A 12,803-nucleotide genomic window follows, 5' to 3' on the forward strand; every position below is an offset into this window, starting at 1 on the left:
TGTCATTCGGTTTTATTTTTATCGAAAAATAGAATGCTTTAAATATAAACAAAATTATATTTCTGTAGTATCCTTTTCACGGGATAAATTATTCTTTGCAAGAATTGAATATACCCCAATGCTTACCGTAATTCACCAATATAAAATTGGAAGTTATGAAAGCTGTCGATCAAAGCAATAATAGTAAATTCGTAACAAGACGCTTAAAGGTTTGTCGAAAATGGACATCAAGCGGTTGGAAAAATGGCGGATATAATCCTGCTATTACACTGACTGGTAAGTGGCTTAGCGAATGCGGCTTCAAGCGGGGCGATAAAGTGGCTATAAAAGTATACCGTAAAAAAATAGTTATCGAGCTAGAAACTTCCAACGATGAGTTTTAACTTGCCGTTTTAGCAAGGGTACTTTCATTTGCTTAGCTTTATTTTCGTGCGAAAGAGAAGTACAAAAAAAACCTGCATAGTCAGCAACTTTGCGCTGAGCTAAGCAGGTTTTTACATACCATAATAGCAAGCGCTACTCTGCGGTCTTTAAAACATTGCGGTAACCATATTTTGGATAGATGTGTCGCTTTGCGAAACGTCCTGGCGAATCAGCATTTACGAGTTTAATGTATTCATTGCGCGGAACATTAAAATACTCATACTTGCTGCCATCTAAAAAAGATATAGTCAGGATATGTCCTTTCCAGTCGAAATCGCTTATGTTAGAAGTCTCGATTGTATTTTTATAAATCGGCTTTTGGTTTTCGAGTGTTTCCGGGCAAATGCTTACCAAAAAATGGTAGGCTTCGATCATTTCTTTGCTTCGTTCTTCCGCCGCACGCAATCCCTCTTCATCATTCACGAACTTATCAGGATGGCATTCCTTCATGATCTGCCTATAGCGCGACTTCAATGCGCTGAGATCAGCTTTAGCGTCCAAATCTAAAAGTTTTCTGTAGTCTGCTATTTTCTTCATCGGCGCAAAGGTAGGTATTCTATGTCAGCGGTTCAACATAAAATAGGAGATATCATATAAAGATTATGTTAACAGTGAAAGGATTTCTGCTCAGCAGCCTATATACGCTCATTACAGTCTAGATGTTTCTACGGATGAACTGGCTCACTTGATGAGCTTCGTTTAAAACCATCAGGTGTCCCCCGCCGTTAATCACAGTTACATCTTTTACAAAACGAATTGGCAGTATGTGGTCTTTTGTGCCATGTAAATGTGCAATGGGGCAGGGAACTGCCTCATTATCCCAGTTCGAAATTTGTTGTAGAGCCCAACGAAGGAAAGCGCTATCCGTATCTTTCAATATTTCTTTTAAAAGTTTCCTCTCAGCAAAAGTTCTTGTTCCAAATAGCCAGAAATTTATCCAATTCCCCTTTTTGAGCAGTCGGGTTGGTAGGAGAAAATGCAGCCGCATTTTTCCTGCCAAACGGTAATAGCTTGGGATCTCGTACTTATTCTTGGCCGATGAAAGCAATATAATGCGCTTGACAGCAACATGCTTAGCAACTTCTAATGCTATTATGCCACCGAAGGATAAGCCTATGAGGACAGGTTTTTCATCTGCAATTTGCAACGTGAGCCTTTTAGCATATTGACTAATAGACTCTGCATGCCCCGGTTCTAACCATTTTATATGTTGGATGTCCAAGCCAGAAAAATCCAAATTTTGAAACGCGCGCTCATCTGCACCCAATCCACTGAAGATGTAAATTTTTTGACTTTCCATTCGTTCTGTACAAGGCGATTGAGATATACTACTCCGCATTCTCCCACCAATTGTTAAAAGTTTGCGTACTATCCCTTAACAGCACAACGTCACCTATTCGAGGCGTAAGCAAGGGCAGTTTATTTTCTGCGGCTGCTTGTGCTATTTTCTGCATAGGTTCCTGCCAGGCATGGCGTCCCAGTGCATACTTACTGTTATGAACGGTGATAAACTTTTTCGGTTTTAGTTCGTCCACAGCCTTTGTCAGATCCGTAGGCATAAGATGGATCAGGTTCCAGTCCTCATTATATTGCCCATTCTCCATTACGGCAAAATCAATAGTCTGAAATTGTTTTTTGATTTCGGTGAAGTGCGTGTCATACCCTGTATCTCCCGATAGAAACAAGTTGCCGAAAGAGCTTTGCAGCATATACGCCGTCCATAAACTCTGATTGGACGTCAGCCCGCGGCCAGAAAAATGCCGCGCCGGTAGGGAAGTGAGTTTGATGGATGAATCAACATCTACGGTATCGTTCCAGTCCACCTCTTTGATACTGTCAGGGTCGAATCCCCAATACTCCAAATGCGCGCCCACGCCGAGTGGACAAACAATGGATTTCACCCGATCTTTAAGATCTAGCATCGTCTGATAATCTAAGTGATCCCAATGATCGTGCGTGATGATCAGTAAATCAATGGGTGGTATGTCAGATGGTTTGTAGTTATCGGTACCCAAGAAAGGCTTGTTAATAAAAGACACTGGTGAGGCTGAAACCAAAACAGGATCAACTACTATACGTTTGCCATCCAACTGTATGAACAAAGAAGAATGGCCAAGCCAAACAATCAGGTCGTCATTTAAGGGTAGCGATGACAATGTGGTCTTCGTGGCAGGGATATCTTTCGCGGGTATCAGGTCGACGACTTCCTTCACCATAAAATCCCACAAGTTCTGCATCCGCGATTTTTCACCAGTCATAAGCGCGGTCGGACTGCTGTTTTTAAATTCGCCGTCTATATAGTGTGGCGATTTCCGGATGCGTTCTAAACGCGCGCCCTCTGGCAATTTCCCGAATTGCTTTCCGTTTAAAAGAATTGCGAGCGCACAGCTGCCGACGAGCGCGATAGTGCCAATACCAAAGGCGGTGTATTTTACTATTCTTCTTGTTTTAGAGGTCATGATGCCAGATATGGAGCATTGATATAATCATGTTTCGCGCACAACAATAGCTGTTGGCGCAATATGAAGTTAAGATAAAAATACTGTAAAATAAAAGTCCGAAGACTAAAATGTCCTTTGTCGTTCGTTATTTTTATGTTATTTTGCATACGTTTAGCGTTAGTTTGACGTAGTTATTAGAAAGGACACTTATGGCAAAGCAATTTTTTATTCCAGATTCATCGCATCTTCCGAATGATGTTGCTGAGCAACATGCAGCGAGCTATGATTTTCTTCAATCAAAGCTTAGATTGGTCGACGGCGAAACTGTAGAAGACAAAATGATGTATTCTATAAGCTATATCGATAGCAATAATGATGAAATCGTTTATGCTGTCGGTCGAGAACATCCGTTTAAAAGTGTACAAGTTTTAGCTCTTTTCAAAGCGAACGATGTATATTACATCTTTGCTGATGAAGAAGGACTGCAGCCGGAACGACTTGACTTTTCCGCACACAAGCTCGATCGTGTAGAGTATTTCGAACCTAGCGCCTCCTAACACCCGAGCTTTTCCCGCTATTTATGGCTGCCTGTGTAGACCAGCGATCCAGCGCGGAAGCTGCGTGTTGCAGGTCGCGCAATTATTCGATAGAGACATCCTTTTATTTTAAGTGCTGAAATTTGTATTACATTTTTTGTAATAGGGGGCAGGAGTTTTTCTTTTTCGTAGGCCGAATATTGCTAGTTTTTGCGGTTTTGATTTTTAAACGCGTAAAAAATCAAATTTTATCAAAAGTCTTAGCTACATTGATTTAGCTACGCTGAATGTTTAAGTTTGGTATAGATAGACAAACCCCGCTTGAGGCTTTTGGTTGACATCCCAGGGTGTTAATCAGTAGCTGATAGCAAATGCCTGATCGGCATTAAAGATCAGATTAATGAGGCTGCAATCCTTCGGGATTGCAGCTTTTTGCGTTTGAAACCAGCAAGATTGACATTGTGCCGTAACAAGCGAAATATTAAAATCGAATACCGAGGTGGCATAACCTCGAGAATCTTATCTCAACATATTAATAGATCAGTTTGGGCTTGCCGTTTTCACAAACTACCCTTTTATTAAGACCAGGACTTGTTGAACAAGCAGCGTTGCCTTCCAAATTCCTTTTTGCATGTTCTAAATGCACATACTGTTCTACTTTCCCTCCGAAAACCGCAAAATTTGGCGCATCCGTATATAAAACATCGATAAGCTCGCAATCTTTACGAATGCTAAGTCTGTGCCATTTACTTGGATCAGTACATGGCCTATCCTCAAAAAAGGTAGTAATTTCTGTAAAAAGCTGGCTTAGACGTGTGTTAATCTCCGGTAGTTCCAAGTCCATTGCAGATGCTACTTTTACTTCACCATTAATACAACGAATGCCGAAATGGGGAGGTAGTGCTATCATGCTCGTGCTGTAAAGCGTTGGCCCCTCATAAGCGTCGTTTGCCCGCCTATGCAGTTCTTGAGCTTCTGCTCGAAGTTTTCTATACTGTTCTTCAAAGCTCGGGTGTATCGGCACATGGGTGTAGTAGAGCGTATCTATACGCCATTCTGTAAGATTTCCACAGGCATGACCCTCCGTTAATGCCACTGCTTCTTCTGTTTTTAATGCGGCCAGTCGTGAAAGTTCTTCATAGGATGGGCCATCCTTGCTACAAGAATTAAAAATAAAGAAGGAAAATAAGAGAAGCGTTAGTTGGGTTTTTGCAAGTTTCATAATAAAGATCTTTGACAGTAGAACGGATGAATTTCTAAACCGCTACATGCTTATGCCATATTAATCAAAAAAATATGAATTTTTATTACTAACGCGCCAGCTACTGGCTGTGAGCTATTGTGGTATCAACTAGCTGGTTGATATATGCTTATGGGGGTAGCGAAGCAAGCTCGACATGTGGAGATATCTTAAAGTATGTTAATGATTTCCGGCTTTTACTAAGCATTTCCTATATTTAGCTTGCTGCATGATGTTCAAAACTGATAAACAAACGCTAACCGACTTAAATGTCTTAGACTGGAATTCTGCCAGTCTACTTCGCTTTTTCGATCATACCTTAACCTTAGGCGGCAGAGATCAATTGTACAATTATTTAATGCATCCGCTGACTACCATTGAGGAGATCGTCGAGCGTCAGGAAACCATAGCCTACCTCAGTACGGTGAACGTTAGCAAGCTCTTTGATAAGTATATGATGGTTGATTTGGAGCGCTATCTGAATAAGCCTGCAGCCCCTTCTGTCAAAAATCGTACTTCCTATTTTCTAGACACGATTTCTTTCAATTTTTTCTCCTTATCGGCTCAACGAGAACAGCTTCTTGTCAGGCAATCCGTCCGCGAGATTGCCATGCTTTTCACCGCCTTGCAGGATATTGTTGCTGAGGCGAAGTCATCTGGGAAAGCAGTTGGATTGTTGCGCATATACGCAGATTTTTTTTCAGCAAACGCCTCCGTTTTTGATAAGGAAGAAATGCGTCAGGTAGGAAGAGGTAAGAGTTGGAGGCTTACTACACATAAGTATAACTATCTTTTCCGGGGCAAACGTCGGCCTCAGGTGCAAGAGCTGTTCAACATGATTTATACATTAGATGCGCTGACGGCTGTGGCGAAAATGTGGAATGAAGGTGGTCTTTGCTTTCCGAGAGTTAATACCAATGATACGGCCGCCGCACTTTTGCGTATAGAAGGGCTATACAATTTAGCGCTTGACAACCCTGTCAAAAATGATATTCACATCCCAAGCGCCCAAAACATCTGGTTTCTGACAGGCGCAAACATGACCGGGAAGTCAACGCTTTTGAAAAGCATTGGCATTTGTATCCACTTGGCGCATGTGGGCTTTCCTGTACCCGCACAGTCTATGGAAACTATTCTTTTCAAGGGGTTAATGACGAGCATTAATCTGCTGGATAATATAGGTTCAGGGTATAGTCATTTTTACGCGGAGGTGATGCGTCTAAAAACGATGGGCGAAATTATGACGGTAGACAACCCTGTAGTCATCATGCTTGATGAGATCTTTAAGGGAACCAATTATCAGGATGCTTATGAAGCGACACTAAACTTTATTAATAGCATTAGCGGGATCGAAAGCAGTCTTTTTTTTGTTTCCACACACATAACAGATCTCGGTGAAATCGTAGGGATGGATAGCTGCGTAGCGTTAAAGCACCTCGAAACCAAAGCCGATCCTAAACAGGGTGCGATATTCACCTACAAACTTCTCGACGGGATTGCTACTGAAAAATTAGGTATGTGGTTCCTAAATCGGGAATCTGTGTTTGAAACGTTTCGCGCTGTGCAGCCCCGCAAGTCCTCTTCGTAAACCGACGGCATCAGGGCGCCCTTCCATTACGCCGGCAATTTATTAAGGCGGCCTACCCGCACGATGGTATTTCATACTACATCTTTATCACTTACTTATTCTTGGCAGAAAATCTTGCTGGTACGTCCATCGCTTTTACTAGTCACCGTTGCCGCTAACTGGTTTTACACCCTCCATTCATACAGGCTTTCGTCGCAATCTTTTTTGCATTATTATGTTTTGCCCGATTCCCGGATGATACAGTAGTTTGTTATTTCAAACCAAAAAAAGGTTCCAGACGGGGAGAATGGAACCTTTTGCTAACCAATTATAAACCTTATGTTCTTTATGATGAATCAAAAGTAGGGATAAAAAATGAGTGAACAAAAATAATCTACAAAATTAGTAGACTTTATTGTAACAATTTTTATATTTGCCATCAGTTGCTGCAATTGGCGTTGTCAACGAACATGTATCTATTAACAAATTCACTTATGAAAAGAAGGAAAGTACGTTTGTATGCGTACAGTATCTTAACACTATTTATGGCGGTCCTGAGCTTGCATTTGCACGCACAGGTAGAGACAAAACCGATAATCAATGCTTCGCTCGAAGGCTCCGTAATTGATGCCGATACCCGTGAACCTATAGAAGGGGTGACGGTACAGCTGGAGGCCGTAACGCACAGCGTCCGCACAAACCGCGATGGGCAATTTCAGTTCGTGACCGGTCAGAAGCTGCCTTTCACCCTAGTTTTATCCTATGTGGGTTATGAGAAGAAAACCGTAGTCGTGTCCACATCACCAACGGTTATCGAGCTAAAGCCTATTACCGAAAACCTGAGCGAAGTAGTCGTTACGTCACGCCGGCGTAGAGAGCAATTGCAGGATATTCCTCTGCCGGTGTCGCTGATCCGCGGAGCGGCAATCGAAGATGCCGGCGCATTTAACGTAAACCGACTAAAGGAACTCGTTCCTACGGTACAGTTGTATACCTCCAATGCGCGCAATACCACCTTAAACATTCGGGGTCTGGGTTCTACCTATGGTTTGACCAATGATGGTATCGATCCAGGTGTGGGATTTTATTTAGATGGCGTTTATATCGCGCGCCCTGCTGCTACCTGGCTCGACTTTATTGATATTGAACAGATAGAAGTATTGCGCGGGCCGCAAGGGACGTTATTTGGAAAGAATACAACGGCGGGGGCGTTTAACATTACCACGCGCTTACCACAATTTAGCCCAGAAGCTAATTTCGAACTTAGCTACGGTAACTATGGCTTTATACAAGCGAAAACTTCTTTGACAGGGCCGATATCTAAGAAATTGGCGGCACGGGTCTCATTCTCCGGCACACAGCGCAACGGCACGTTGTATAATGTACATACCAATCGGGATATCAACAATATCAATAACTTGGGCTTTCGTGGGCAGTTGCTTTATACACCTACGGACGATATCAAGATTGTCGTTGCTGGGGACGTTTCTAAGCAGAAGCCTGATGGCTATGGCTGGGGAATTGCAGGTGTGGTTCAAACCCAACGCGCCGATTACCGTCAGTTCAATAATATTATCGCTGATTTAGGTTATACCGTGCCTTATACCAGTGCATTTGAACGCAAAGTAGATCTAGATACACAATCGAAGGCTGATAATGAGTTAGGCGGGATATCCGTCAACGCTGATATAAAAATCGGTAACGGTACGTTGACATCCACATCAGCGTGGCGCTATTGGGATTGGGTGCCTTTAAACGACCGCGATTACTTGGGCTTACCAGTTTTCACGGTATCGGCAGGGAATTCAAAACACGATCAATGGTCCCAAGAATTTCGGTATTCTGGCAAAATTAGTGAAAAGGTGAGTGGTGTGGTTGGCTTATATGGTTTATGGCAAGATTTACGGACAGACCCCGTACACACCGAAGAGGCGGGGCCGGCCTTATGGCGCTTTGCGCAAAACTCGACGAGTAGCCTTTGGCAAACACCTGGCTTGTTTGACAATTATGGCATCCGCACCAGATACGGTATCAGGTCAACAAGCTTGGCCGCTTATTCCCAAATTGATTGGGCGGTAACGGAGAAATTTCATATTCTACCCGGTTTGCGATATAACTATGATAAAAAAGTGGCAAACTACGACAGGCAGCGCTACGGCGGACTAGAAACCACAGACCCTGCTTTACAGGCCTTAAAAAATGGAATCTATACTGACCAATCTTTTGATACTGACGCCTCAGCCGGGAACTGGTCTGGCCAGCTATCTGCACAGTATAAATTTAGCCCACGATTCAATACCTTCGCAACCTATTCAGTAAGCTATAAACCTATAGGCATTAACGTTGGTGGACTTCCAACGGCAAATGGGGAAGTGCTGTTAGACTTGGCGCGTGTAAAGCCGGAAGCAGTGCATCATAAAGAGTTGGGCATAAAAACCATCCCGATGCGCAATGCCATCTTAAACTTCACCGTTTACCAGACTGATATAAAAGATTACCAAACCCTGGTACAAACACCCGATCCGGGTGTTAACCGCGGCTACCTGGCAAACGCTGAAAAGGTGCGCGTACAAGGATTAGAGGTTGATGGAAGCGTGCGTCTGTTTAACAGCCTTCTGCTAAACGCAGCATTCGCCTACACCGATGGAAAATATGTTCGCTTTACGAACGCGCCAGTTCCGCTGGAAGAGGTAGGCGGTCCTGAAGCTTTTAAAGATGTATCTGGCGGCCAACTCCCCGGTATATCAAAATGGGCAGGTTCGTTTGGCACGGAATACAGCAAGAAAGGTAAATTTATTAGCCTTCCCGGAAGCTACTTCATAGGCGCAGATGTTTTTTATCGTTCCACGTTTTCGTCTAGCCCTTCGCCATCAGCCTATATGAATATTGATGGCTATAGTCTCCTCAACGGTCGCATAGGCTTCCGCGCAGCTAATGGTCTTTCGGTTATCGTCTGGGGAAGGAATATCGCTAATACTGACTATTACGAACAGTTGCTGGCAGCGCCCGGCAGTTATGGGCAATACGCTGGCGTTATCGGCGATCCGAGAACGTACGGATTGACCTTGCGCTACAACCTGAAATAATCTAAAACGCTCTTTTGCGCTATCCGTCGGTCAATTTTTATGGCCGACGGATTTTTTTTCCCTATTGGTCCGAAAATGTAACGTTATTACTCCGGCTTATTTTTCAGCGCGCTGTGCAATGGCTCGGCAGATCTAAGGCATGCGAATAATCAATATTTTTCCATAATGGTTAGAAGATGAAACTCTAATTTCCGCTATGATATCGCACTGATTATGATTTCGACTATACAACACGGCTACTCATCACCCATAGATGTTAATCGCTTTTTATGAAACAATTTTGAATATACAGATCTTTATTTATATTTGGTCTAAATAATGATATAAATAGTTTTGATAGTTCAATGAAAACAAAAAGTAACTTATTGCTTATCCCACTATTGGGATTTGCGCTAACAGGCTATGGACAAGCCAGTGCCATAAGAGGAACCGTTCGGACAAATGACAACCAGATGGTCAACGATTTAACGGTTATCCTAAACGATAGTCTGCGAACGAAGGTAAATAGCATGGGAGAGTTCAGCTTTCGAAATCTGAAGCCCGGAAAATATACGATTGCTACAACACACATCGGTCTCCTTGCCCGGCGCGATACCATAAATCTGCAGGATGCTGAGATACGACAGTTTGATTTGGTGTTGGCGGTAGACAAGCACATGCTGCAGGAAGTGGTGGTTGATGGATACGTGCCCTTGGTGGAGACTGTTGGATCACCAACACTTCGCGTTCAGACGCCATTAATCGAGCTTCCGCAAAATGTCCAGGTTGTCAATGCTGATTTGATGGCGAAGCAATCAATTTTTAATATGGCGGATGGTATGATGCGTAATGTCAGCGGTGTCAGTCGGTTGAGCCATTGGAACGATATGTATGTTAATCTGAACATGCGCGGCTCGCAGATTCAAGCCTTTCGCAACGGGATGAATGTTGTCTCTTCATTTTGGAGCCCCTTGTCGGAAGATATGTCTGTGGTAGAGCGGGTGGAGGTTGTGAAGGGGCCGGCAGGATTTATGATGTCCAGCGGTGATCCGGCAGGAATTTACAACGTGGTTACTAAAAAGCCTACTGGCATACAAAAGGGCGAAGTCACCTTTTCCTTGGGGAGTTTCTCTAGTTATCGCTCTACGTTGGATTTAGATGGCAAGCTATCAAAAGATAACCGATTACTCTACCGATTAAACATCGCTGGCGATACCAAAGGCTCGTTTCGTCCCTTCGAAGAGAACAAACGTTTAGTGATAGCGCCGGTTTTGTCTTATCAACTAGACAGCAAAACAAAAGCAACACTGGAATATACGTACCAGCGGGGCCAAATGACAGATGTAGGCTCGGGATATGTCTTTTCTCCAGTCGGATACAAGGCTCTTCCCAGAGAAACCACATTTACTTCGCCAGGTCTGGAACCATTAAAAGTGAATGATCAAAATGTCTTTTTGACGATAGAGCGCAACCTAGACGCCAACTGGAAATTAACCGCCCAAGGTGCCTATTTCAGCTATGATCAAATTGGTGCAAATAGCTGGCCTGCCGACGTTTTGGCGAATGGCAATGTCGTTCGAAGCACAGGGGTTTGGGATGCAACAAGCACGATGGCCTTGGGGCAGGTATTTATCAATGGGAATGTGCAAACGGGAAAAATAAAGCACCGGATACTAGGTGGATTGGATTTCGGGCGTAAAGAATATTTTGCGGATTGGAGCCAAACCTTTGCTTTAGATTCTTTAGGAGGTGGTGAGTTTGACCCTATGAATCCCAGTTACGGATTGGATTTTCCATATACCGCTTTTAACCGATCGACGCCCTTGAAAATTCGTGCCGCCGGGGGCGGTGGGATTATACAATCCAATTATTCATCGGCCTACATTCAAGATGAGCTAGGCTTCTTTGATAACGCTTTGCGCCTGACGCTAGCGGCTCGTTATACGTCCATGTCGCAGGCTTCTTGGGGTGGCGATCCGATCGTGAATAAGAAAATTACGCCACGCATTGGCCTGTCGTATTCGATCGATAAGAACACGTCAGCCTATGCACTTTACGATCAATCTTTTATCCCGCAAAATGGCGTTTTGTATACCGGTGAGGCGGTTCAACCGTTGACGGGTGAAATCATGGAATTGGGCTTTAAGCGAAACTGGTTTGGGAACCGATTGAGCACAACGGTTAGTGCCTATCAAATTATCAAGAACAACGAGGTCACGTCTTACGGGCCGCGACCTAATGAGAATATCGAAATCGGCCAGAAACGCGTCCGTGGTGTCGAGCTTGACATCATAGGACGCCTTGCACCGGGACTAGATGTGGTCGCAAACTACGCGTTCACTGATGCAGAGATCACGCAAGTAAACACGGAGGTAGAAGGATTTTACGAGGGACAACGGCTAACGGGGGCCGATAGGCATATTGCTAACCTATGGCTGGATTATCATTTGCAAGGGGGCGCCTTACAAGGGTTAAGCTTTCGAGCAGGCATGACGACAAACGTCGATCGCACCACAGCTTTTTACTCCGCGGATCACCCGGAATGGAATTTGCCAGATTACTTGCGCTTTGATGCCGGACTGGGTTATCACAAAGAGCATTTCCATATCATATTAAACGTACAGAACCTAGCAGATAGCTATTTGCTGGCTGGAGGATCCTATTATGGCAATTCGTTTTCCACCCCGGTCTACTCGTGGCAAGCCGAAATGCCCAGAAACTTTAGATTAACATTTGGCTATAAGTTTTAAAGCAGCGTATTTTTATTTGGCTGTTCTTTTCTAAATATAGGAACAGCCAAATAAAGACGTTATAAACGTTTTGATGTTATAGCAGCTATTCCTGCTGCTAATCTTGTGCGTTGAGTGTTTGCAACGCCTTTTTTATAAAATCCAGCCCCTCGTCAGAATAGCTGAGTTTCAATGCGAAGCTATGCCCGTGGTCATCCATTTTTAAAAGTGATTTGCGGAGGATCGTGACGATTTTATCACGATGCTTGGGATAAAAATCTTCGTACTGATATTCTAGAAAAACCAAGCACAGTGCATTTTCCATCGTCTGTACATCTGGGTTGACTTTGATCTTTTTTTTCAGAATAATGTGCTCCATCTGTGCGATGGTCTCCTCGTCGTAGCCTATCTTTTCGGTAATGTTTCGCGCTACAGCCGCATGATGCTCAGCAAGCTCTTTGCGCCAGCGTAAATAGCCCGCTCGATCCATAGGGTAGTTTGCGCGTGGGCTTTCCCACCGGCCAATATGCTGGCAACGAGAGGCCAGTTGCAGCGCTTCACCGGCGTCCGGATCCAGCTTATTCACCCATTCCCATAGTTTCAAGGCGAGGAAATATTCTTGGGGGTAACTGTCGCCCTTCCAAATAAAGGTATTCGGATCGCGCTGGTTATAGGCATCAAAATGTTCAAATGCAAGTTGGCGGTTTTCGGTCATTATCCATCTTTTTCACTAAATAAAGGTTTTTAAATGGAAAAGCCATGAAAAACCGAATTGATTTTTCATGGCTTTATAGCTTGCCCT

Annotated in this window: 10 protein-coding genes; 5 read left to right on the forward strand and 5 right to left on the reverse strand. The window is 43.8% G+C overall.

The window, feature by feature from the left end:
- Positions 1–155 precede the first annotated feature (155 nt).
- Positions 156–383, forward strand: coding sequence for a SymE family type I addiction module toxin (locus DI53_RS13390; RefSeq protein ID WP_037500474.1), 228 nt, complete (start codon positions 156–158; stop codon positions 381–383).
- A gap of 133 nt (positions 384–516) precedes the next feature.
- Here the strand turns inward: DI53_RS13390 and DI53_RS13395 are convergent, their stop codons facing one another.
- From DI53_RS13395 to DI53_RS13405, 3 genes are all read right to left on the reverse strand, one after another.
- Positions 517–960 (reverse strand): KTSC domain-containing protein, encoded by a 444-nt coding sequence (locus DI53_RS13395; protein WP_037500477.1) that lies wholly within the window; start codon positions 958–960, stop codon positions 517–519.
- 118 nt (positions 961–1,078) lie between these two features.
- Positions 1,079–1,723, reverse strand: coding sequence for an alpha/beta fold hydrolase (locus tag DI53_RS13400; RefSeq protein ID WP_037500480.1), 645 nt, complete (start codon positions 1,721–1,723; stop codon positions 1,079–1,081).
- A gap of 28 nt (positions 1,724–1,751) precedes the next feature.
- On the reverse strand, positions 1,752–2,882 hold the full coding sequence (locus DI53_RS13405) for an MBL fold metallo-hydrolase (protein ID WP_052072405.1): 1,131 nt from the start codon (positions 2,880–2,882) through the stop codon (positions 1,752–1,754).
- A 191-nt stretch (positions 2,883–3,073) separates the two neighbouring features.
- Here DI53_RS13405 and DI53_RS13410 point away from each other — a divergent pair, with 191 nt between their 5' ends.
- Positions 3,074–3,421, forward strand: a complete 348-nt coding sequence (locus DI53_RS13410; RefSeq protein WP_037500484.1) for a hypothetical protein — start codon at positions 3,074–3,076, stop codon at positions 3,419–3,421.
- 511 nt (positions 3,422–3,932) lie between these two features.
- Here the strand turns inward: DI53_RS13410 and DI53_RS13415 are convergent.
- On the reverse strand, positions 3,933–4,622 hold the full coding sequence (locus tag DI53_RS13415; protein WP_037500488.1) for a hypothetical protein: 690 nt from the start codon (positions 4,620–4,622) through the stop codon (positions 3,933–3,935).
- 247 nt (positions 4,623–4,869) lie between these two features.
- Between DI53_RS13415 and DI53_RS13420 the strand changes: the two genes are divergently transcribed.
- The 3 genes from DI53_RS13420 to DI53_RS13430 all read left to right on the forward strand — a co-directional run bounded on the left by DI53_RS13420 (position 4,870) and on the right by DI53_RS13430 (position 12,022).
- The gene (locus tag DI53_RS13420; protein WP_241462429.1) at positions 4,870–6,228 is read left to right on the forward strand and encodes a MutS-related protein; all 1,359 of its coding nucleotides are present in this window, start codon (positions 4,870–4,872) and stop codon (positions 6,226–6,228) included.
- A gap of 473 nt (positions 6,229–6,701) precedes the next feature.
- Positions 6,702–9,293 (forward strand): TonB-dependent receptor, encoded by a 2,592-nt coding sequence (locus tag DI53_RS13425; RefSeq protein WP_081939461.1) that lies wholly within the window; start codon positions 6,702–6,704, stop codon positions 9,291–9,293.
- 344 nt (positions 9,294–9,637) lie between these two features.
- On the forward strand, positions 9,638–12,022 hold the full coding sequence (locus DI53_RS13430) for a TonB-dependent siderophore receptor (RefSeq protein WP_037500494.1): 2,385 nt from the start codon (positions 9,638–9,640) through the stop codon (positions 12,020–12,022).
- Positions 12,023–12,119: 97 nt separating this feature from the next.
- Here DI53_RS13430 and DI53_RS13435 read toward each other — a convergent pair whose 3' ends face one another.
- On the reverse strand, positions 12,120–12,716 hold the full coding sequence (locus DI53_RS13435; protein ID WP_037500499.1) for a DUF4202 domain-containing protein: 597 nt from the start codon (positions 12,714–12,716) through the stop codon (positions 12,120–12,122).
- Between the last annotated feature and the right edge of the window lie 87 nt (positions 12,717–12,803).

It is taken from the genome of Sphingobacterium deserti, from assembly GCF_000757725.1.
GTDB lineage: Bacteria > Bacteroidota > Bacteroidia > Sphingobacteriales > Sphingobacteriaceae > Sphingobacterium > Sphingobacterium deserti.

Bases quoted from the DNA above. Each gene is read 5' to 3' on its own strand.
- DI53_RS13390 (WP_037500474.1), top strand. From the start codon at position 156: ATGAAAGCTGTCGATCAAAGCAATAATAGTAAATTCGTAACAAGACGC.
- DI53_RS13395 (WP_037500477.1), bottom strand. From the start codon at position 960: ATGAAGAAAATAGCAGACTACAGAAAACTTTTAGATTTGGACGCTAAA.
- DI53_RS13400 (WP_037500480.1), bottom strand. From the start codon at position 1,723: ATGGAAAGTCAAAAAATTTACATCTTCAGTGGATTGGGTGCAGATGAG.
- DI53_RS13405 (WP_052072405.1), bottom strand. From the start codon at position 2,882: ATGACCTCTAAAACAAGAAGAATAGTAAAATACACCGCCTTTGGTATT.
- DI53_RS13410 (WP_037500484.1), top strand. From the start codon at position 3,074: ATGGCAAAGCAATTTTTTATTCCAGATTCATCGCATCTTCCGAATGAT.
- DI53_RS13415 (WP_037500488.1), bottom strand. From the start codon at position 4,622: ATGAAACTTGCAAAAACCCAACTAACGCTTCTCTTATTTTCCTTCTTT.
- DI53_RS13420 (WP_241462429.1), top strand. From the start codon at position 4,870: ATGATGTTCAAAACTGATAAACAAACGCTAACCGACTTAAATGTCTTA.
- DI53_RS13425 (WP_081939461.1), top strand. From the start codon at position 6,702: ATGAAAAGAAGGAAAGTACGTTTGTATGCGTACAGTATCTTAACACTA.
- DI53_RS13430 (WP_037500494.1), top strand. From the start codon at position 9,638: ATGAAAACAAAAAGTAACTTATTGCTTATCCCACTATTGGGATTTGCG.
- DI53_RS13435 (WP_037500499.1), bottom strand. From the start codon at position 12,716: ATGACCGAAAACCGCCAACTTGCATTTGAACATTTTGATGCCTATAAC.